17 protein-coding genes, 1 tRNA gene and 1 pseudogene are annotated in these 21,487 nt (G+C 60.3%); 6 read left to right on the forward strand and 13 right to left on the reverse strand.

Annotation, left to right across the window (positions count from 1 at the left end):
- Window positions 1–5: 5 nt before the first annotated feature.
- The 4 genes from acpS to rpoZ all read right to left on the reverse strand — a co-directional run bounded on the left by acpS (window position 6) and on the right by rpoZ (window position 3,777).
- Window positions 6–434, reverse strand: a complete 429-nt coding sequence (acpS, locus tag H0482_RS15460; protein WP_193730971.1) for a holo-ACP synthase — start codon at window positions 432–434, stop codon at window positions 6–8.
- Window positions 431–1,021: an orotate phosphoribosyltransferase gene (gene pyrE / locus H0482_RS15465; protein WP_193730972.1), complete on the reverse strand. Its 591-nt coding sequence runs from the start codon at window positions 1,019–1,021 to the stop codon at window positions 431–433. Before pyrE ends, acpS begins: the two co-directional genes overlap by 4 nt.
- Window positions 1,008–3,293 (reverse strand): RelA/SpoT family protein, encoded by a 2,286-nt coding sequence (locus H0482_RS15470; protein ID WP_193730973.1) that lies wholly within the window; start codon window positions 3,291–3,293, stop codon window positions 1,008–1,010. Before H0482_RS15470 ends, pyrE begins: the two co-directional genes overlap by 14 nt.
- 115 nt (window positions 3,294–3,408) lie before the next feature.
- Window positions 3,409–3,777 carry a DNA-directed RNA polymerase subunit omega gene (gene rpoZ, locus H0482_RS15475; protein WP_046105001.1) on the reverse strand — a complete coding sequence of 123 codons (369 nt, stop codon included), beginning with the start codon at window positions 3,775–3,777 and terminating at the stop codon, window positions 3,409–3,411.
- 220 nt (window positions 3,778–3,997) lie between these two features.
- Here rpoZ and H0482_RS15480 point away from each other — a divergent pair, with 220 nt between their 5' ends.
- Window positions 3,998–4,549 carry a LabA-like NYN domain-containing protein gene (locus H0482_RS15480; protein WP_193730974.1) on the forward strand — a complete coding sequence of 184 codons (552 nt, stop codon included), beginning with the start codon at window positions 3,998–4,000 and terminating at the stop codon, window positions 4,547–4,549.
- A 911-nt stretch (window positions 4,550–5,460) separates the two neighbouring features.
- On the opposite strand, the gene smpB is transcribed toward H0482_RS15480, so the two are convergent.
- Window positions 5,461–5,958: an SsrA-binding protein SmpB gene (gene smpB, locus H0482_RS15485; RefSeq protein ID WP_193730975.1), complete on the reverse strand. Its 498-nt coding sequence runs from the start codon at window positions 5,956–5,958 to the stop codon at window positions 5,461–5,463.
- Window positions 5,959–5,963: 5 nt separating this feature from the next.
- Window positions 5,964–6,839, reverse strand: coding sequence for a 4-hydroxy-tetrahydrodipicolinate synthase (gene dapA, locus H0482_RS15490; RefSeq protein WP_193730976.1), 876 nt, complete (start codon window positions 6,837–6,839; stop codon window positions 5,964–5,966).
- 163 nt (window positions 6,840–7,002) lie between these two features.
- Here dapA and H0482_RS15495 point away from each other — a divergent pair, with 163 nt between their 5' ends.
- Window positions 7,003–7,959: an alpha/beta fold hydrolase gene (locus H0482_RS15495; protein ID WP_193730977.1), complete on the forward strand. Its 957-nt coding sequence runs from the start codon at window positions 7,003–7,005 to the stop codon at window positions 7,957–7,959.
- Here H0482_RS15495 and H0482_RS15500 read toward each other — a convergent pair.
- From H0482_RS15500 to H0482_RS15525, 6 genes are all read right to left on the reverse strand, one after another.
- A complete protein-coding gene (locus H0482_RS15500) occupies window positions 7,956–8,450 on the reverse strand; it encodes a hypothetical protein (RefSeq protein WP_193730978.1) in 495 nt (164 codons plus the stop codon). The genes H0482_RS15495 and H0482_RS15500 overlap by 4 nt on opposite strands.
- Before the next feature lie 163 nt (window positions 8,451–8,613).
- On the reverse strand, window positions 8,614–10,761 hold the full coding sequence (locus H0482_RS15505) for an OmpA family protein (RefSeq protein ID WP_193730979.1): 2,148 nt from the start codon (window positions 10,759–10,761) through the stop codon (window positions 8,614–8,616).
- Window positions 10,762–11,157: 396 nt separating this feature from the next.
- Window positions 11,158–12,633, reverse strand: a complete 1,476-nt coding sequence (locus H0482_RS15510) for a hypothetical protein (protein ID WP_193730980.1) — start codon at window positions 12,631–12,633, stop codon at window positions 11,158–11,160.
- Window positions 12,634–13,235: 602 nt separating this feature from the next.
- Complete coding sequence (gene nagA, locus H0482_RS15515; protein WP_193730981.1) at window positions 13,236–14,405, reverse strand: N-acetylglucosamine-6-phosphate deacetylase; 1,170 nt, start codon at window positions 14,403–14,405, stop codon at window positions 13,236–13,238.
- Window positions 14,402–15,430 (reverse strand): SIS domain-containing protein, encoded by a 1,029-nt coding sequence (locus tag H0482_RS15520; RefSeq protein ID WP_193730982.1) that lies wholly within the window; start codon window positions 15,428–15,430, stop codon window positions 14,402–14,404. The genes nagA and H0482_RS15520 overlap by 4 nt, the downstream gene beginning before the upstream one ends.
- Complete coding sequence (locus tag H0482_RS15525) at window positions 15,427–16,158, reverse strand: GntR family transcriptional regulator (protein ID WP_193730987.1); 732 nt, start codon at window positions 16,156–16,158, stop codon at window positions 15,427–15,429. Before H0482_RS15525 ends, H0482_RS15520 begins: the two co-directional genes overlap by 4 nt.
- A 278-nt stretch (window positions 16,159–16,436) precedes the next feature.
- Here H0482_RS15525 and H0482_RS15530 point away from each other — a divergent pair, with 278 nt between their 5' ends.
- The 4 genes from H0482_RS15530 (at window position 16,437) to H0482_RS15545 (ending at window position 20,119) form a co-directional block, all read left to right on the forward strand.
- Complete coding sequence (locus H0482_RS15530) at window positions 16,437–17,330, forward strand: N-acetylmuramic acid 6-phosphate etherase (RefSeq protein WP_193730983.1); 894 nt, start codon at window positions 16,437–16,439, stop codon at window positions 17,328–17,330.
- A 172-nt stretch (window positions 17,331–17,502) separates the two neighbouring features.
- Window positions 17,503–17,967 carry a serine protease inhibitor ecotin gene (eco, locus tag H0482_RS15535; RefSeq protein WP_193730984.1) on the forward strand — a complete coding sequence of 155 codons (465 nt, stop codon included), beginning with the start codon at window positions 17,503–17,505 and terminating at the stop codon, window positions 17,965–17,967.
- A gap of 252 nt (window positions 17,968–18,219) precedes the next feature.
- Window positions 18,220–18,309, forward strand: a tRNA-Ser gene (locus H0482_RS15540).
- A gap of 91 nt (window positions 18,310–18,400) precedes the next feature.
- Window positions 18,401–20,119 carry a site-specific integrase gene (locus H0482_RS15545; RefSeq protein WP_193730985.1) on the forward strand — a complete coding sequence of 573 codons (1,719 nt, stop codon included), beginning with the start codon at window positions 18,401–18,403 and terminating at the stop codon, window positions 20,117–20,119.
- Here H0482_RS15545 and H0482_RS15550 read toward each other — a convergent pair.
- Window positions 20,106–21,341: pseudogene (locus H0482_RS15550) on the reverse strand (RNA-directed DNA polymerase); the annotation flags it as partial. The gene H0482_RS15545 and the pseudogene H0482_RS15550 overlap by 14 nt on opposite strands.
- Window positions 21,342–21,487: the final 146 nt, after the last annotated feature.

Consider the following 21,487-nt stretch of genomic DNA (forward strand, 5'->3'; position numbering starts at 1 on the left):
AAGGGTTAGGCGTTTGTCCCAGCCGGGTCAACGGGCTTGATAGGCAAGGCTTCGATGATGACGAAGGCCTGGGCGAGGCCCGCATCGTCAGTAATGGTCAGGTGGATATGGGGCTCGTGTCCCGGCGGCACAAGGCGGGCCAGTGCCCGGGCCGCGCCATGGGTCAGATGCATGGTGGGCTTGCCCGATGGCAGGTTGACCACCCCCATGTCGCGCCAATAGACGCCCCAGGATATGCCGGTACCCAAGGCCTTGGAGCAGGCTTCCTTGGCCGCGAAGCGCTTGGCATAGGAGGCGGCGCGCTGTGCCCGGCGATCGGACTTTTTCTGCTCGATCTCGGTGAAGCAGCGCTGCACGAAGCGGTCGCCGAACCGAGCCAGCGTCTGCTCGACGCGGTGAATCTGAATCAGATCCGAGCCCAGGCCGATGATCATTTTACCCCCTGGATGCCACGACTGCCGGGCTTGACGGCGGGGATGGCGGCCAGTTCGGGGGGCAGCTGGTCGGCGGGATAGGCGGGCACCTTGAACTCGATAAGCCGGACCAGCTTCACGCCGACATCGGCCTCGCCGCCGGAGCGGTCGATCAGGCAGGCCGCGGCGGCGACATTGGCGCCGATCTTGCGCAACGCATCGACGCATTCGCGGATAGAGAGACCCGTCGAAACGATGTCCTCGACCACGACGACCACGTCATCGGGCTCGATCTCGAAGCCACGGCGCAGCTCGAACTGGCCATCGACGCGCTCGGTATAGAGCGCCGGCACATTCAGGTGCCGCGAGGTTTCATAGCCGGGAATGATGCCGCCAATGGCCGGGGAGACCACTTTGGTGACGCCGGGCACTTCGGCGCGGATGCGCTCGGCCAGTGCCTTGCAGAGCTTTTCGGTCTGGTGTGCGTATTGAAAGACCTTGGCCTTTTGCAGGAAGACGGGCGAGCGCAGGCCAGAGGAGAGGATGAAATGCCCTTCCAGCATGGCGCCGCATTCGCGGAAAATATCCAGCACTTCATCTTTCGTCATGACGCAAACTCCTGTCGATCTTGCCGTCCCATTCGAGGGTGGAGATCATGCCGACCTCTCGAATGCCCGCCCGCTGGACGGCGGAAAGGCCGGGGCTGCGCTTGAGCGTTTGCAGGACATCGGTGAGTTGCGCAAGGTCGCGCACCTCGATTTCAAAGATCATCTGGTGGAAGTCCGGCGAAATCATGCGCATGACCAGATTGTTGATATTGGCCTCGCAGGCGGCGATGGCCGAGGAAATCTGCGCCAGCGAGCCGGGGCGGTTGACCGATTCCATCGAGATGACGGCGGGATAGAGCCTTTCTTCCTTGCCGCCCAGGTTCCAGCGCACATCGGCCCAGGCGACATCGCTGTCATGCTTGGCGATCAGCGCATCGGAATGGATGGGATAAACCGCCAGAGGCATGCCGGGTTCGAGTATGCCCACCAGCCGGTCACCGGGCACAACGCCCTCCCCCGAAACGTGGACCGCGGTGTGGAAATCCAGCTCCGCCAGTGCTGCCCTGGCATTGGGACCGGAGCGCTGGCCGCCCGGCACGCGGAAGCGGAACTGATCGGTGGCGCGCAGCGCGAACCAGCCATCGGCGGTGTCGGCCACGGGCAGGTCGAGCTTGCGGCGGCGCTTGCGGATGCCCTTTACCTGGGCCAGGGCATTTCCCAGCGGCTCGGAGCCGATCTTGCCCTCGCCCAAGGCGACGAGGAGGTCGCGCTTTGTCGGTTGGTCCAGCGCTTCGGCCAGGGCCTTGGCTTCGGATTCGTCCAGCATCACCCCTTCGCGCTCCAGCATCATGGAGAGCACATGATCGCCCAGGGCATAGGCGCGTTGCAGGGCAGATTGGCGCACGGACCGGCGAATGGCGGCGCGGGCCTTGCCGGTGGCAGCGATGCCTATCCAATTGCTGGGCGGGCGATGGTTCTGATCGCGCAGGATTTCCACCTCGTCGCCCGAGCGCAGCTGGGTGACGAGCGGCAGGATCAGCCCGTTGATCTTGGCGCCGACACAGGTATCGCCAATATCGGTATGCAGCGCATAGGCGAAATCGATAGGCGTGGCGCCGCGCGGCAGCGCGATGAGGCGCCCGCGCGGGGTGAAGCAGAAGACCTGATCCTGGAACAGTTCGAGCTTAGTATATTCGAGGAAATCCTCGGAGGCGATGCCGGAGGTCAGGTGGCTGATGGTCTGGCGCAATGAGCCATAGGCATGCGATTCCAACTCGATCCGCCCGAGATTGGCCGAGGCGCCATCCTTGTAAAGCGCGTGCGCGGCAATGCCGAATTCGGCGATACGATCCATTTCCTCGGTGCGGATCTGCAATTCGACGCGCTGGCGGCTGGGGCCGACAATGGTGGTGTGTATCGACTGGTAATCATTGTGCTTGGGGACCGAGATATAGTCCTTGAAGCGGCCGGGCACGACTTTCCACTGGGTATGGATCAGTCCGATCGTGCGGTAGCACTCCTCGACGGAGCCGACGATGACGCGGAAGCCGATCATGTCGGAGAGCTGTTCCAGCGCAATGGATTTGCGCTCGATCTTGGAGAAAATCGAATAGGGCGACTTCACCCGCGCCTTGACCCGCGCCGCGATGCCAACCTCGGCCAGCCGCTCGGTCAATTCATTGGTGATGGTCTCGATGGTTTCCTGATTATCCGCCTGCATCTGCTGGAGGCGGGCGATCAGGGCCTTGTAATGGTCTGGATGCAGAATGCGGAATGATAGATCCTCCAGCTCGTTGCGCATGTCCTGCATGCCCATGCGCCCGGCCAGCGGCGCATAAATATCCATGGTTTCCTGGGCGATGCGCTGCTGCTTTTCCGGCGCCATGAAATGCAGGGTGCGCATATTGTGCAGGCGGTCGGCCAGCTTGACGAGCAGCACGCGCACGTCCTGGCTGATGGCGAGCAGCAACTTGCGCAGATTTTCGGCCTGCGCTTCCTCGCGCGACACCAGGTTCAGCCGCTCGATCTTGGTCAGCCCATCGACGATGGTGCCGATTTCGGGACCGAACAGCTGATCAATCTCGGCGCGGGTCGCGTCGGTATCTTCGATCGTGTCGTGCAGCAGCCCCACCGCGATCGAGGCGTCGTCGAGCTTGAGTTCGGTGAGGATGGCGGCGACTTCGAGCGGATGGTTGAAATAGGGGTCGCCGGAGGCGCGCTTCTGCGAGCCATGCTTTTGCATGGCGTACACATAGGCCTTGTTCAACAAATTCTCATCGGCGTTCGGGTTATAGGCCTGAACGCGCTCGACGAGTTCATACTGGCGCATCATGGATAAAAGTCGCTCACTCTCGGATCAGAGCTTAGCGCCTGTCATGGGGAAATGAAAAGAGCGCCCGACGCATGCCGGACGCTCTTCAAATAATTGCTTTGCGCAATGATGCAAATCAGTCGTCGCGGCGCTCCGGCGGAGCCAGGCTTTCGATGCCGCGCAGCAATTCTTCTTCGCTGATTGTGTCGAAATTGATCGAATCGTCGTCGCCAGCGCTTTCGATAAGCGGAGCGGCGCTGGATTCGGGCTCATCGACCTCGACATATTTCTGCAGCGAGTGGATCAGATCCTCGTGCAAATCTTCCGGAGAAATGGTGCCGTCGCCGATTTCACGCAGGGCAACAACCGGATTTTTGTCGTTGTCGCGCGGAACGGTGATCTGGGCGCCGGAGGAAATCATGCGCGCGCGATGAGCGGCCATGAGGACGAGGTCGAAGCGGTTCTCGACCTTTTCAATGCAGTCTTCAACGGTGACGCGTGCCACGAACGTCTCCACAATAGGGGGGATGAGGGTCCGCAATACACGATGGCACTGGCCATGACAAGGTTTAGCGGCAGAAACGGCTTTTTCCGCCCGCCTTGTTCGCTGAAACAAAATGTGCGAACACCGAATTTAAGTCGGATTTTGATCAATTTCAATTTTCAGCCGCCCGTACCCGGCGGCGCATGACGGTCAAGGGTGCTGCCCTAGCGGAGACTTTCTCATGGCTATCGATCCTCGCGAGAAGATTGCCCTCTTCATCGACGGAGCCAACCTCTATGCCACGTCCAAGGCGGTGGGGATCGACATCGACTATCGCAAATTGCTGAGCGAATTCAGCTCCAAGGCCTATATGCTGCGGGCCAATTATTACACCGCTCTGGTCGAGGATCAGGAATATTCCTCCATCCGGCCGCTGATCGACTGGCTCGACTACAATGGCTATACGGTGGTCACCAAGCCCGCCAAGGAATTCACCGACGCAACCGGGCGCCGCAAGGTGAAGGGCAATATGGACATCGAACTCGCCGTTGATGCGCTGGAGCTTTCACCCTATTACGACCATCTGGTGCTGTTTTCCGGTGACGGAGATTTTACCGCCCTGGTCGCTGCCCTGCAACGCAAGGGCAAGCGCGTGACCGTGGTCTCCACCATGTCCACTTCGACCCCGATGATTTCGGACGATCTGCGCCGGCAGGCCGATTTCTTCCTCGATGTCGCCGAACTGGCAAAGAGCGTCGGCCGCCCGCAAGTCCAGAGACCGGCGGAAGCGTAAGACAAGCAACGCCCCAACCCTGCTTCGCCAAAATACACTACCCAACTGCTCCAGCGCCTCCCCCCTGAGTGGATGGAACGAGGGTGGGGCTTCCGCAGCATCAGCAATCTTCGCGTCCCATCGGGACCACAAACCCTTCCACCCACCTCTCGTCACCCTCGGGCGTAGCCCGAGGGCTCTTACAATAGCCGCGTCAGAAAAATCCCTCGGATCACGCCCGAGGGTGACGAATTGCGCGTGAACTGAACCAAGACTTATCCCCTCTATCCCCCTCCCCCGAAACCTCAGGCACATTATCCGCACTCCTGCACAGGCTGCGCGGTCGCGACGAACAATCGGTGTGGGGGACCGGATGGAGAAGGGGTCGCCTTTCTTCCGTTCGCGCCTATGGACGGACCCCCGGTACTCTCCCCGGGGAACCATGTCGGGCCCTTCCGGCTGCACCGGATCGGCAGCTGCCACGTCGCCAGCAGGGCGAAGACGAAGCAGTCCCTCATGGATCGGAGCGGACGTAATTCCGCCGGACCCAGCGCGTTGAACGAGCCGCCGGTGCGTCGGGCGAGGTTTTCCTCAACCTATACCTTTGCCGGACCACCGGCACCGAGGCGAATTTCGCCCCACGCCGCAGCTTCGAGTTGTGCGGCGAAGCCGACATATCGCTCCGGTGGACCGATATGAAACGGGCCATGAGCGCCAAGCTCGAATGGCGGTCTCTCTCCACAGCAAACCCGGAGGCGCCTCGCCGTCCGGCGCATTTTCACGCCTGACACATTTAAGAGATGTTCGAAATTCCGAAGGCGCCGCAAACCAGCCTGCCAGGGACATTCCGACCGTGCCGGGAGCGCCACCTTCGTCACCGCCCGGCTTGTCCGGGCGGTCCATACGCTGGGTCAGCGCGAGCCGTGGCAGGCTTAACCCCGCCCGCCCTCTTTCATGATGCGTGCCTTGTCGCGGTTCCAGTCGCGATCGCGGCTGGTGGCGCGCTTGTCGAAATTCTTCTTGCCCTTGCCGATACCGATCAAAAGCTTGGCCTTGCCGTGATCGTTGAAGAACAACTTGAGCGGCACGATCGTATTGCCGGCGCGGGCGACTTCCTGATCGAGCTTGGAGAGCTGCTTTTTCGACACCAGCAATTTGCGCGGCCGGCGCTCCTGATGGTTGAAGCGGTTGGCCTGCAAATATTCGGGAATATGGGCGTTGATCAGCCAGAGTTCGCCGCCCTCGGGGGAGGCGTAGGATTCGGTGATCTGCGCCTTTCCCAGGCGCAAAGACTTGACCTCGGTGCCGGTCAGCACGATGCCAGCTTCCAGCGTATCGCCGATCTCGTAATCGAAACGCGCGCGACGGTTTTCAGCCACGAGGCCGTGGCTGATCCATCCGTTCTTGTTCTTGTCGTTCTTGCTGCTCATGCGGTCTAGATAAGACCTGCATGCGCCAATGCAAAGTCCACCGCCTGTTCGGTTTCCTTGGTGACCTTCACCAATGGCAGGCGCAATTCGTTGGCGCAGAGGCCGAGTCGGCTCGCTGCATATTTCACCGCAGTCGGATTGGGCTCGAGGAACAGGTTCTTGTGCAGATGCACCAGCTTGTCCTGAATGGCGAGCGCACCCTTGTAATCTCCGGCGAGCGACTTTTCCTGCATCTCAGCACAGAGGCGCGGTGCCAGGTTGGAGGTCACCGAGATACAGCCATGGCCGCCATGGGCATTGAAGCCCAGGGCCGTCATGTCCTCGCCGGACAGCAGGATGAAATCCGGTCCGAGCTTGGCGCGTTGCAAGCTGGCCCGCCCCATATCGGCAGTCGCGTCCTTGGCCCCGATGATATTGGGATGGGCTTCACGAAGGCGGGCAATGGTATCGACCGTCAGATCGACAATGGTGCGTCCCGGCACCGAATAGAGAATGATCGGAATGCCGACAGACTTGGCCACGGCAGAAAAATGTTGGAACAGGCCTTCCTGATTGGGCTTGTTATAATAAGGCACCACCGAGAGCACCGCATCGGCGCCCGACTTCTCGGCATGCTGGGCCAGCGAGACGGATTCGGCGGTCGCGTTGGAACCGGCTCCGGCAATCACCGGAACGCGGCCATTGGCAACCTCGACGCAAATCTCGACGACGCGATTATGCTCTTCATGGCTGACCGTGGGGCTCTCGCCGGTCGTCCCCACCGGCACCAGGCCATGGATGCCCTCGGAAATCTGCCATTCGACAAAGCTGGCGAAGGCTTTCTCATCCACTGCCCCATCGCGCATGGGGGTGATGAGCGCCGTAATCGAACCTCGCAGCATTTGTCGGTATTCCTCAATTGGGTGCCGGCGCCATGGCTCGGCATTTCAGGTGTTGGATCGGTTCGTCGCCCGTCGGCGCCGAACAGGGTGGCACCTTACTTTTATCGGCGGCACACGACAAGGCGCGTGAAACGTCTTGTAGAATGGCCTGCGACATCGGTAAATGGGCCTCATGCTTGCTTTCTTTCAGCGCGCCAGGACCGTACCGAGCGACCATCCGGCCTTTGCCGGCCTGCCGATCCGCCACATCCTGTTGCGGGATGCATGCACCAAGGCGGCAGTACATCTGAGGGGCGATTTCAGCGCCGGTCGCATGCCGCTGGTCTGTATACCCGGCTATCAGCGCAATATGAGCGATTTCGTCACCTTCGCCGACAGCTTCCGGCTGCTGGGGCGGGGCGACTGGCCGATGCTGTTGCTTGACCTTCCGGGGCGGGGCCGGGCCGACGACCGACCGCAGATCCGCGATTATGGCTCTCTGGCCGACGCAGCCGATCTCGCCGACATCCTTGCCGCCTTGGGAATAAGCAAAGCCATGCTGTTCGGTCAGGGTTATGGTGGGCAGGTCGCCATGGCGCTGGCCACGGCGCATCCGCTGCTGGTCGGCGGCACGATCCTGCTCGATTCAGGACCGGTGACGGATTCACGCGGCATTGTACGGCTGCGCAACAATCTGGCCCATGTCGCCAGCCTGCGCGGCAAGACGGCCGCTGCCGGTTTCAGGCGGATGCTGGGCGGCGACCATCCGGGTCTGGCCGATCCGGTTCTCGATACCCTGGCCTTGCGCACCCACTATTTCGACCGAAAGGGGCGGCCGCAAAAGCTGTTCGATTCCAGGCTCATCGACCTGCTCAAGGATTTCAGCTTCGATGATATCCTCGTGGCGCAATGGCCGCTCTATGATGCTCTAAAATATGCGCCGCTGCTGCTCTTGCGGACGCAATTGACCGATCAACTGCGCCGCGAGACGTTCGAGGAGATGGTTCGTCGCCGGCCCGATGCCAAGGCGTTTACGATCGCCGGCCAGGGTTCCCCTGCCCTGCTCGATCAGAGCCCCGAAATCGAGGCAATCGCGGAATTCGTTTTCGTCCTTTCCGCCAAGACCCGCAAGGCGGCTTAGCCGGTCTGGCGCAAAACAGGTTCGGTGGCGAGCAGCACCGCCTGCTCTATCCATTGCTCACGGCGAATACGGCCCTTGATCGCCACGCGGCCATCCAGCCAATCCACATGCACCGCGTCCCAGCCGGCGATCTGGTCGAAGTGATAGATGCCCTGATCGTTGAGCGCCTGCTCCGTCTTAGGCCCTATTCCCTTGATTTTTCGAAGATCATCCGCCCTGCCGCTGCGGGGGCCAGGCAATGATGGCGGCCGCTGCATCTGGCTTGTCGGCACGATGACGGCCGCTTCTTCCCGCTCGGAAAGCTGCGCCAGACGGCGCGCGCCGGATCTTGGCACTGGCGTCACCACCATGGACGCCTGCGGCGGTGTCAGGCTTGGACCTGCAGTAAGGCGGCGAGCCAGGCGATGGCCGGAATAGCCGATCACGCAGCCTGCAAGATAGAAGCCAAGGATCAGCAGGGCGATCTCGATGACATGATCGAGCGTGATCATAATTCATCCCCACCCTGCCCCGGTCGTGACAAACTCATCCAGCCGGTCACAACACCGACGCAGGAGGCGGCGAGCAGATAGGGCCAATAGACACCGATGAGGAAAACCAGCGATGCCCAGACATTCGCCACGGATTCAGCCCCTCCTGGTATGGCCCGAAGCGTCACTCATCCGCATCTTCCACCGTAACGACAATGCGCCGGTTCTGCTTTTTTCCAGCCGCCGTGGCATTGTCAGCCACCGGCACCGATTCGCCATAGCCGACCGCATAGAGGCGCATCATGTCCACGCCGCGCTCGACCAGGGCATCGACTACCGCTTCCGCCCGCGCCACCGACAGCGCCAGATTGAGCCGGTCGTCGCCATCGCTATCGGTGTGCCCCTCGACGTAAATTCTGCTGTCGGGGCAGAGCGCCAGGGCCTCGGCGAAACGGTCCAGTTCGGCAAAGGCACTGGCGGCGATGATGGCATTGCCGGACTGAAAGAGAATGGCGTTATGCGCCGACAGCTCCGCCAGCTGGTCCCTACACAATGCAAGACCCGATGGCGCCGTCCGGGCCGGTGGCAATGGTGGATCGGCTTGCGCAACCGGCTCGGTGGGCGCGGGACTATCCGAAGCGACGGGCTCGGGTGTGGCCGGAAAGATCTCCGCAAGACGCAATTCCCAGCCCGCTTTGGCGAGTCCCTGCACCTTGAATTCGGTCTCGATGGACGCCTTGTCGAGCGCGGAGCCCGGCGTGCCGGAGATAAGCCAGGACGTCCCATCAAAGCTGACCTGCCCCTCCTGGAAATAATCCAGCAGGCCGAGCGCCCGTTGGGCGGATGCCGCGAAATCGGCAGGCTCGCCGGATGCATAATCGAGGCTGGCACTGGCGTTGTCACCAGCTTTCGCGAGCAGGTTCTCCTCCAGTTCCGGCCCCGGAACCAAGCCAGTCAGCTGGATTTTTCCTTCTTCATCGCGACGCAGTGTGAACTCATATTTCTTGGCCGGCGCTGGTTGGATGTCCGCTGCCGCCAGCGACACGTTCTGGGGAAAATCCTTATCGAGCAGATCGCGAATGGCGCGGTAGGCGGCGGCATTTGCGGCAATTCCCGACACCGACAATTCGCTACCGCTCAGCGTCACCCGCCCTTCAGTCATGTTCGCGAGCAATTGCTGACCAATATCGACGCCGGAATAGTAGGCGGCAGGCGCGCCGCCACCGAGCTTGAGAAAATTGAGGTCGGCATTGGCGTTCTCGGCGAAGCTATCGAGAGTCTTCTGGTCCGGCACGTAACCGTCATAGACCAGCACGCCGCCTTCCTGCAGGGTGAGACTGACCCAATAATCGCTGATGCGCGGCGGAGAAAGTTGGACGACGGATCCAGTGCCGGAGAGGGTGTCCGTGACTACCTGCGCCACTTCATAGCTGGGCGGCATGCCGCTGATGCGGCTGACGCCGTCGACTATGCTGGCCTCGCCATATTCGAGGCGCGCCAATTGCTCAACGAGGAGCCGACTGAGTTCCCCAAATCCCTCCGGCGCACCGGAACCCAGCGACAGTCCGGTGGCCACCGGCAGACCGGCAATGTCGGCTGTTCTCAGCCGTTCGACCAATTGGGCATCGGGCACATGGCCGGAAATGGCGATGCGCGCCCCATCGAATTCAGCTTGCCATGTATAGGGGGAGACATGGGCCGGATCGAGCGCGACTTTTGCGAGGCTCATGCCATAGGGCCGGTGGGCCAGCGCGATCTCCATGGCGCCGAGCGCGGCTTCGGATTTGGCACGTCCTTCAAGGCTCAGGCTCAGCCCGGAAAGTTCGAGCGTGCCGAAATCCAGGCTCATTGCCTGCGCGAGGGCGAATTCCACCCCCTTCAGCCAGAGCGTCTCATCGGGCTGGCCCGACCGGATCGCCAATTGGGACGAAACGACATCGGGGAGCTTCGCAAGATAATCATGCAATTGCGCATTCGGGACGTGGCCAGAAAGACTTACGGCGCCATTCTCAACCAGAATCGTGAGGAAATAGGGTGCAGTCAGGGGGGCTATCGTCACGTCCTGGCTCACGGTGCGGACACCGGCAAGCCGCTCGAGAAGCGTCATGGCCGCATCGCGTGTCGCGGCACTATCGGTCGTCCCCCAGAGATGCATGTCGCGACCTTGGGCCTCGATATGCGCCCAGTCCAAGCCATTCCCTCTAAGAAGGCCCGCGCCCTGCCCTTCCAGATCGGTGCGCATAGATGGCGTCGCCATGGCCACGGCCGCAATCGTGCCCGCCAGCAGTGTCGCCACACCCGGCGCCACCCATTTCAGGAGGTCCCTGATCATCCCGAATCCATTGGAAAACCGCAACTTTCGCAAAGGTAGATGATTTGAGCGGCGAGACAAAGAAAAATGGCGTGAGAGATGATGCTAGGACGGCGCAGTCGGCCATGCGCACCCGGCATGAGTTGTTGGCCGCATTATCGTCACGGACGGGCTGTCCCGGCGGTTCATGCACGACGGAGATGGATTGCCCGGACGGGCCGGGCAATGACGGGGCTGGGCAGATCCGCGCCTATCTGAATGACGCAGTTCAAATTGCCTCATAGTCACCGGCAAGACAAGCTGGAACTCGGCAGTGACGAGCGGGGAAGCATGACGTCGGCCGAATCCTGCCCTGAATGCGCAAAAAGAAAGGCCCGGCAGAGCCGGGCCTTTCCCAATTCAGCAGTAATCCAAGGATTACTTGAATTCCTTCGAAGCCTTGAAGGTGACCTTGTAGGCACCGTTCTGCTGGATCTGAGCGCCAACAGACGATTCGAACTGACCACCGGGCTTCCAGCCGAGTTCGGCCTTGCCGTAGAAGTCAGATGCGCCAGCGCCGACATTGTCGCCGTTGACACCAACTTCACCGGTGAGGGTGACGGTCTCGGTGACTGCAGCCACGATCTGGGCAGCGATCTGGTAGTGCTCGGTGTTGGCGACAGCAGTATTGGTATCGAACCACTTGCCACCAAGGTTGATCTTCACGCCTTCGGTGACGGTTGCACCGACGGAGCCGCCGAAGCCAACCTGGCTCGGAGTGCGAGCTGCGTTCGAACCGCCGCTAGCCTCACCCGACAGAGCGATGGTGAACATGTCGAAGGTGGCCTGAGCCGAACCCAGAACATTGTAATAAGTGTCGGTCGTGTCGCTGGTGAACGCACCGGCAGCGCGAACCTTGAAGGCATCGAAGGTGCCGGTGAAGCCGGCATGGATGCCCCAATTGGAGACGGTGCCGCGCAGAATGCCGCCCGCAGCGGCAGACAGGTGCGCCGTGATACCCTGGCCGGCATATTCGATCACGCCAACAGCGGTGCCAGCGGCATCCAGCTTTTCAAGACCACCCTTGACGGTGACGCCATTGCCGAGGCTCGACACAACCTGAATGACATGGCCGCCGGTGGCAGGCATGATCAGGCCAGCGCCGGCAGGAGCAGCAGCCGTACCGCCAACACCCTTATCCACGGCGTCAGATCCGTAGAGGCCGAGCCAATTGAACGGCTCGTCATCGTCCTTCTTGAAGATCGAGCCCTTCTTACCGGCCATGATGGTGGTGGTGTCGCCGACCTGAACGAAGGCTTCGTCAATGACGATGTTACCGCCATTGTGGTCGCCACCGGCAACGGCAGCGGCTTCGTTGGTCACGGTCCACTGATCAATGTTCTTGATCTTGATGGTGGCGGAAGCCGGACCGAAATCGCTCGACGCGGTGCCAACGAACTTCAGCCAGGACTCAACCTTGGAGTTCCAGTCGTTGGTCCTGGTCGCATCAGCAGCAACGGCAGCAACCGGAGCACGATTAACCGTGTCAGCCGGGTTGTCGGCAGCAGCAGCTTCATAAACGGTACCAGCAGGATAGCCACCAGCGCCGCTAGCCACGAACTGACCATTCACAGCAGGCGTGCCGAGGAACGAACCAGGAGCAGCAACGTTGCGGGTGCCAGCGTTGGTCACAACGCCAGTACGCCAGTTGTTGTTGAAATCGCCCCAGTTGAATTCGTACGAGACCTTGCCGGAGATGGCGAGGCAGTTGTCGGCGGACGAGATGGTCAGGCCGGAAATGCCCAGCGAGTCGCAGACGTCCAGCGAGGTGAGCACGCCCAGATCGGCAGCAAAGCCAGCGGTCGAGAGACCGGCTGCAGCAACAGAACCGAGGATAAGGCTCTTGAGTTTCATAGGTTGACCTCCAAAGTCAGTCATTTTTGTGCCGGTCGCCCGGCGGTTTGTCGAAACGCGACCACACAATTCGTGGTGCTGTGTGTTGCCGTCGCGTTGCGACCGACAAACGATCCCATGCATGGATTCGCAAGACCCACTCTACGCATGCAAAATGCCGAAGCAATCGTGACAAGCAGGTTTTGGAGTCCAGGCAAGGTGGTTGCCCATCACTTGTTGCAGATTCAGCACACAGAGCGAAACCAGCTGTTAACCCGCCTGAAGAATTCGTTAAAATTGTCGGCAGTCGTGCAAAACGTGGGCCGCAACGTCAGCGCGGCAGCATTCGGCGCGACCGGTCATATCGGGGATGCACTGCCCTGTCTGGCCGGATCGCCTGCCTCGGTAGATCAGCGATTCATGAGGATGATGGCGAAGGGCATGCCCTATAGAGAGCGGGGCGAGGGATGCATGCGGCATCCCTCGCCCCGATTTTCGGCGGATCTGGCAAATCCCTGCCCACCCACAGCGCGCTCCCCTAGCGCTCGACCCGAGAGTGACGATCCGGGCGGGGGCAGAATCCAAGCCATTGTACCGGCTTCGCCCCACCGGGCCGAATTGGTCTATTGCTCGGTTCGCTGCCAAACTCTCTCGCCGCTGACCCAGGTCGAGCGCACTTCGCGTGCATCAGAGAGATGCACGAAGTTCGCCATGGCGGCGCGGCCGAGATGGCCGTGAGTTCCCTCAAGGCCCATGGCCTCAGCGGGATAGAGCGAGGCCATGCGGAAAGCCTCTTCTGGCGCAAGCCCGATCCGGTCGATCATGAAATTGACGGCATCGATCATGTCGAGATCGGCGCCCGCCAGCGTACCATCGTCCAGGCGCAGCGCGCCATTGCTGCGGGTAATTGTGCGGCCATTGAGGGAAAACGAGGTGAGGTCCGTGGCCGTTTGCGACATGGCGTCGGTGACGAGAAAAATCCGGCCCGGCCCCGCTTTGGCGCGCAAGGCGGCGGCGATGGCGGCCGGATGAACATGGATGCCATCGGCGATCAGGCCGGCAAAAACCTGCGGCGTGTCGAGAACGGCGCCGACCAATCCGGGTTCGCGATTGGTGAGCTGGCTCATTGCATTGAACAGATGCGTCGCCATGCTGACGCCGACGGAGAAAGCGGCCCTGGCGTCGTCATAGCTCGCATCGCAATGGCCGAGGCTGACGACGATTCCCGCCTTCGCCAGTGCGGCGATCTGATCAGGTGTGGTCGATTCGGTGGCAATGGTGCAGAGCAGGTTGGGCAGGGCCGCGGCGGCGTCCACCAGCCGGGCCAGATCCTGATCATCCATAGGCCGGATCAGCGCCGGATCATGGGTGCCCTTGCGGGACAGCGCCAGGTGCGGGCCTTCCAGATGCAGCCCGAGGAAGCCGGGTACGCGCAGTTCATGGGCGGCGATGCCGGCGGCAATCGCGGCAATATTGACCGCGACATTATCGGTAATCAGCGTCGGCAGCAGCGCTGTGGTGCCGAACTGGGCATGGGCGCGGCAAATGGTGCGGATCGAGGTCAGATCGGGCGCATTGTTGAACAGGACGCCGCCGCCGCCATTGACCTGAAGATCGATGAAGCCCGGCACCACCATGCCGCCATCGAGCTTGGTACACTGGGCATGGGCCGGGACCGCATCGCTATCGACGATCCCGGAAACAAAACCGAACTCGATGAGCAAGGCGGCGTCGTCGTGCCATTCGGTCCCGTCGAAGATGCGCGCACCGGTAATGGCGAGAAGATCGCTCATAGCGTTTCCGTTACCTTACGCAGCATCGGCGGCTCGTCGGGATTGAGGCCACGATGACGGGCCAGAGCCTCGACAAAGCCGTAAAAGGACACGATCAGGGCCAACGGATCGGTGATCGGATGGCCGGTGGCCGCGAACGGAAGGCGCGAGGCGGCGCCGGGGCGATCGCTGGTCAGGAAGGCGCGAGCGCCCTGCCCCGCCAGCTTGTGCGCCATGTCGGCCACGGACGCTTCGGCGGCATCGCGAGCCGCGAGGCCCAGCACCGGATAGCCAGAGCCCACAATGGACACGGGACCATGCATGACTTCCGCAGCGCTATAGGATTCGCCCTGAATGATGCAGGTCTCCTTGAACTTGAGCGCGGCCTCATGGGCAATGGCGAGACCGGGGCCGCGACCAAGCACATAGAGGGCGGAATGACCATCAAGCGCCGGGATCATCTCCGACCAGTCGCATTCCACCGCCTTGGCGAGGCTGTCCGGCAGGGCCTCGACGGCGCGGCGCAGGTCGGCATCGCCGCTCCAGCGCGCCAGCAAGGCCAGGCCGGCCACGACGGAGGTCACGAATGTCTTGGTTGCGGCGACACTTTTCTCGACGCCGGCATGAAGATCGATGGTGAAATCGCTGGTCTCGGCCAATGGCGAGCCCATTGTATTGGTAATAGCCACAGTGGTGGCGCCGGATCGGCGCGCCGATTGCGCCATGCCAACAATATCGGGGCTCTTGCCGGATTGCGAAATGGCGATCGCGGCAGCGCGGTCAAGCTTGAGATCCTTGCCGTAGATCGAGGCAATGGACGGGCCGATCGACGCTACGGGCAGGCCGAGCGTCAGCTCGACGGCATATTTGAGATAGGTGCAGGCGTGGTCGGACGAGCCACGGGCCACGGTCACTACCAGGGCGGGGTCAACCTCCCTGAGGCGTGCTGCAGCCTGGTCGAGCCCCGATGAGGACGCCTCGAGAAAGCCGGCCACGACCTGGGGAATCTCGTTCACTTCCCGGCGCATATGGGTTTGAGAGGTCATGGCTTGGCTCCTTTACTGGAATCGCCAAGCCTCAGCTCGGCGACGAAATCATAAGTGTCGCCCCGATAGATGGAGCGGGTGAATTCGATGACGCGGCCCGTGGCGAGATAGGAGGTACGTTCGATATGCAGCCCCGCCGAGCCCACCGCAACCTGGAGGAGTTGTGCGTCCTCCTCGGCTATATTGGCGGCGCGGATGCGCTGGATAGCCCGGATTGGGCGCGCGCCGAATTTTTCGAGATATTTGTAGAGCGAATCCCCGATGCCGACCGGATCCGGCAGGATCGTCGAGGCCAGGCTGGCGCGTTCGATGGCCAGCGGCACATCGCCGGTAAGGCGCAGGCGAGCGATGCGGGCGACCTGCTCGCCGGCCGCGAGGCCGAGAATGATGGTTTCCTCCGGAGACGCGACATAGAGGCCACGATCCAGCCATTCGGCGCGCACCGCCATGCCACGCCGCGCCATGTCCTCCGTAAACGAGGTGAGCTGGGAGAGGGATTGCTCGACACGCTGGGTCTGGGAGGCGACGAACGTGCCCGAACCGTGGCGCTGTACCAGGACGCCATCCTGCACCAGTTGCTGGACAGCCTTGCGCACCGTCACACGGGACACATCGGCGCGCTGGGCCAGATCGCGTTCCGAGGGCAAGGCATCGCCTGGATTGATAGTGCCACGCGTTATGGCATCCTCAATCCAACGCTTCAGCTGCAGGTAAAGCGGACCGCCCATCGGCAGGGCCAGGGGGCCGTCGCCAAAGATATTGCCGGGCTGGTCAGTCACAGGTTCCTCCGCCGAGCCTGTTGCGAGCCCGTGAGATCGATTTGCGGCGAATGCGCCTGCCCATACAATACCAATAAAATACCAATCACCAAGCCCTTTAGTGTGAATTGTGCAGAAACCTGTGGCACAGGACTGTGAAGCTTGTATTTTTCGATAGGTCACTTATGCCGGGCAGTGACCAGGTGAACAAGTGGTATTTTTTTGGCATTATCGTGAGGGGATGGACGATGGCAGAAAAGCAGACCGAGAAGCGCCATGAAGGCGCGAAGAATCTCGATCTCAATTCCGACGCTGAGATTCTGGCCCTGCTCGCCATTGGACAGGCCGAGGCGGCAGCTGCGGTTGCCCAGGCCGCACCGGCCATTGCGCGCGCGGCAGAGACGGCAGCAGCCAGCATTAGAAGCGGGGGGCGTCTCATCTATGCAGCGGCGGGCAGTTCGGGACTGATGGCACTGGCCGATGCACTGGAACTGCCCGGCACCTATGGGCTGGAGCGGGACCGGATCGTGGTGCTTCTGGCCGGTGGAATGGCCGCGCTTTCCGACATGAAGGGCGGGCCGGAAGACGATGGCGAGGAGGCTCGCGAAGCCGTTGTAGCTCTCAAGCTCGGCCCTCTGGATTGCCTTATTGCTCTGACGGCGAGCGGCCACACCCCCTACCCCATCGAGGCGGTCAGGGCGGCAAAGGCTGCGGGCGCCCGAACTATTGGGCTCGCCAACAATGCCGATGCATTGCTTTTCGATATTGTGGATGTGCCGGTTTTCCTGCCGACGCCGCCGGAAGTGATCGCCGGTTCGACGCGGATGGGTGCGGGCACCGCGCAGAAAATTGCTCTCAACATGCTTTCGACGCTGATGGCGATCCGACTGGGCCATGTCCATGATGGCTTGATGGTCAATGTCCTGGCCGACAACGAAAAACTACGCGGTCGGGCTCGTGGGATCGTGGCTGAAATCGCCAAGGTCGACGACGCTGCCGCAGCGCGGGCGTTGGACATCAGCAAGGGTGCGGTAAAACCGGCCGTGTTGATCGCCGCCGGCGCAGATGCAGACCGAGCCAATGCACTCCTCGAACAACAGGAGGGCAATCTGCGCCAGGCACTCCTTGCCCTGCACGGCTAGACTAACCAGCCGCCAGCGAGGCAGAAGGGAACAACGACCTCGACCGCAACGACGATCTCGCCCGCGACTGGCACGATACAACGCTCACGGAGCCGGGCACTTTTGCCGCAGGGCGCAACTATTTGGAAATATCGCCGTTCCCCTGCTTCCCACGTGATGGAGTAAAAACGACATGAAGACTGCCGTGTTGGCTTTGGGCGCAAGCCTGCTTTTCACAACGACCGCACTTGCCGATTCTCAAGACTTGGCGCCGTATCCTGCTGCGTCTGCCGGTCAGGTGCAGCATGTGATCAGACTGCCCAGCCTTGAGGACGAGACGACGGCAAAGGTGGAAATCATCGTTGGCAAGACCATGAATGTCGATTGCAATCAACATTTCTTCGGCGGCCAGCTTGAAGAGAAGATTGTCGATGGGTGGGGATACAACTACTTTGTCCTCGAAAGCCTCGGCTCTGGCGCATCCACCCTGATGGGATGCGTTGAGGGCTCCGAACGAGAAGCTTTTGTCAGGAGCTCAAGCGAAACGCTGGTTCGGTACAACAGCAAGCTTCCCGTGGTGATTTATACACCTGACGACGTGGACGTGCGCTATCGCGTCTGGCAGGCCGGACCGGTCAAGAACGCGGCGGACGAATAGCGACCGGTGGAAGCAATAACGGTCGGGCGCCGATGCGCCCGGCTTCCGAAACCGCAGAACAGGTTCGAATCCTGACGCTCTTGCCAATAATCACTCGCCGCACCTCGGCACTCTCTGTCGCTGCCGACAATGCGGTTGCAGCACTTGGGCAGCGCATAGTTCGTTCCTCCCGCTACTCCCGTGAGCGAGGCGGTGGTAAACAACAAAAACCGCTTGCCATCCCCGAAGGCTGCGGCTAGACCCGACCGCGCTGGAGAGGTGGCCGAGTGGTCGAAGGCACACCCCTGCTAAGGGTGCAGATCGGGAACGGTCTCGAGGGTTCGAATCCCTTCCTCTCCGCCACTGACCTCTGTGAGCCGCAGAGATCCTAGAGTTCCAGCATTTCCAGCCCTTTCGTCTTCACGCTGTTCCAGTGAACTGTTACAGCGAGAGCATGACTGACGTGCCGAAACATCTCCGCCTCGTTCAACGCAATGGTGTGTTTTACCACCGCGCTTCTATTCCTGCGGACATCCGTGACACCTACCCCAAGACCGAAGAAACCTTCTCGCTGAAGACCAAGGACCCGCGCGAAGCCATCAAGCGTGTCCGTGTTGCTGCTGCCGAAGTTGACGCAAGGTTCGATGAGCATCGTCGTCGTCAGAACGCAGTGCTAACTACACGGGATGAGTTGACCGCGGCCGAGCTGAAGGCCGTTGAAGAGGCCTACTACGCGTATCTGCTGGAAGAAGATGATCAGCGGCGTGACGCGGGGTTCTATGCTGGTGAAGAGTTGGAACTGCCAGCTCCAACGTTTGAGGAGTACGATGAGCAAGTTGTCGAAGCACTCACGTACGTTCAGCATCAGCTGCCTCGAAGGGCCTCGGACGTGTTCTACGATCAAGAGGTGGATGAGGTGATGAGTTGGGATGGCTTCGACATCAAGCTCGCGCCGAACGCTGCAAGCCGCAAGAAAGTTGTTGCAGCCATCCAGCGCGGGGAGGTCAGAGCCTACAAGGACATCGCCCTGAGGAACAAGGGGGAGCTTGTAGATACTCCGGAGGCTCCGGCTGTGATTGCTCCGAAGTCGTGCGGAGTGCTGCTTAGTGATGCGGTACAGGATTGGCTGAAGGACAAGCGATCCGGATGGACTGACAAGACTGCCAAAGCCCACGAGGTGGCGATCGGCTGGTTCTGTGACCTCGTGGGAGATAGGTCTCTGTCCTCATACTCGAAAGCAGACGGTAGAGCCTTTAAAGCCGCGATGCAGACCCTTCCGGCAAACTGGGTGAAGCACCCTAAGCTGGCGAAGTTGTCCATCGGCAAAGCCGTGGAGCGCTCAGCTGAGCTTTGCCTCACCCCAATGAGCGGGACCAACGCGAGCAAGAACATCCAGTTCGTGCAGTCCTTCTGGAACTGGGCTGAGGCGAACTATGACGAAGTCGATGGCAACCCAATGGTAAAGCTGTCGAAGCCCAAAGGCGTGGCCCGAGACGAGAGGGACCCGTTCACCGATGAAGACCTCAAGACGATTTTCTTAGCGCCGCTCTATAGAGGCTGTCGCTCGCTCCATCACTGGAAGGAGCCGGGTAACTTTGTTCCTATCGACAGTGGGCGCTACTGGGTGCCTCTCGTTGCCCTGCACACGGGCGCCCGCCTCGCGGAGATCGTGCAGCTTTACGTCGAAGATGTGAAGTTTGAGGGCGAGATCGCCTACCTCAGTCTGATGCCAGGGGATGACGAAGAGGACGACCGGCGGGTCAAGAACGCAAACGCTCGTCGCAACATCCCGATACATAGCCAACTCGTCTCAGCGGGCTTCTTGGAGTTCGTACAGAGGGCCAAGACTGCCAACCAGAAGCGCTTGTTCCCGGACATTGAGAAGGCGGCAGACGGAACGTATTCATCTACGTTCTCGAAGTGGTTCGGCAATTTCCTCAAAGCTTGCGGCGTGAAGACGAAGAAAAAGAGCTTTCACAGCTTCCGTCACACATTTGAGGATGCTTGCCGAGCTGGTGGTGTGCCGCTGGAGTACGTCAACGCCATACAAGGCCACGCTCAGGGCGGAGAAGCGGATCGCTACGGGTCGGGCGCGGGTGGCTATCCAATAAGCCTGTTGAAGGAGCGTATTGAGCAGGTGAGGCCCTGTGCTTGTATCCTTAGGCTAGCGTAGCCTCCTCAATAAGTGTTTCTTGTTGTACCAGAGCTGTTCCAGAGGCGTCTGCTTCCGTCAGTATTCGGTTTACGAACCAATCTGAGGAATATTGCCTCATATTCTTTAAAAGCGGCCGCTTCTCGTCGGCAGCTAACCTCGTGGACTTGACGACGGCGTAGTATATGGCTCTTCGCAGAAATTCCGGCACAGTTGGATAAACTTCTGTCGCCAAATACCTGATCCGTCTTCGATCAAAAACGGGATAGGACGAAGAAATCACTTCCCTTAAAAACAAGTGGTTGTCGCTAAACTTATGAATATCCAATAGATTGCAAGCAAAATCGGGGTGATTGAACCGATCATCGGAGAATAGGCGGAGCAGAGGTATTTGATATGGATATGGGGACTTGTTCCACTCGCAAGAAATCAGAATAGTGCGAACAATTGATGCGCACTTATCGTCTGAAAACTTTGCGCCCTCTTTGATTAGAGCGTCACATATGTAAAAAATTGAAGTAATCTTCTTTTCGAGCAAAGCTCCAATTAAGCTAGTATCTTGGTCAACATAGACAAAATATTTAATTACAAGCTTGATATGATCTTCAAAATCCGCGCCTGTAGATGCTCTTAATTCTCTGACGAGATTGGCTTTGTCAGTTTTCTGGATATTTCTGAGGGCCTCTTTGCCTGGCTCCCTATAGTGCCGAGCGATTTGCGTCCTTCCGCTCACGCGGACGCGCCTTTCAACTGTTAGGCGCTCCTCTAAGTCTATGCGCTGATGCTCCGTAGGTAAGAATTTATTTGCATCAAGAATGGGGTCGTCCTCGTCCAAGATTTCGAGGATTTCAGTTTTCTTGCCATTTAGCGACAGGCCTTCCTCTGCCAACAGGTCGGTAAGCTCTTGGATAATTGAGTATGCCTCCGCTCTGCTGTCAGCGAACAGCCGATAGTCATCGACATATCGGACGAACGGGATGTTGCTCCTCTTGAGCTTATCATCGACGTCGATAAGCACAGCCTCTGTGACTATCCGACTGGCGTCGGAGCCAACGGGAACGCCGAAGCTTCTCCGGTCGCGCGTCCAAAACAGCAGCATTTCCCGCAATAAGGTGACGTGCTTACGGTCACAACCAACATCTAAGAGGTGGTTCTCAAGGGAGTGGTTTCCAACTCTGTCGAAAAAATTGGCTATATCTGTTACTACTTTCCACTTCCCCTTTCGCTCCCGAGAGAGAATGCCGGACCTCGATCGAAAGCTGGTAAGCGCTACGGCTTGGCCCTATGCGGCGAGGCTTGACGGCTGGTTGAAGCGCCATGGCATGAGGTCTTCGATGCCGCTTTGCGGGTGTCCGTCGAGGATGGCGGACAGGGTATTGGCGAGATAGT

Source organism: Devosia faecipullorum (assembly GCF_015158295.1).
Taxonomy (GTDB): Bacteria; Pseudomonadota; Alphaproteobacteria; order Rhizobiales; family Devosiaceae; genus Devosia; species Devosia faecipullorum.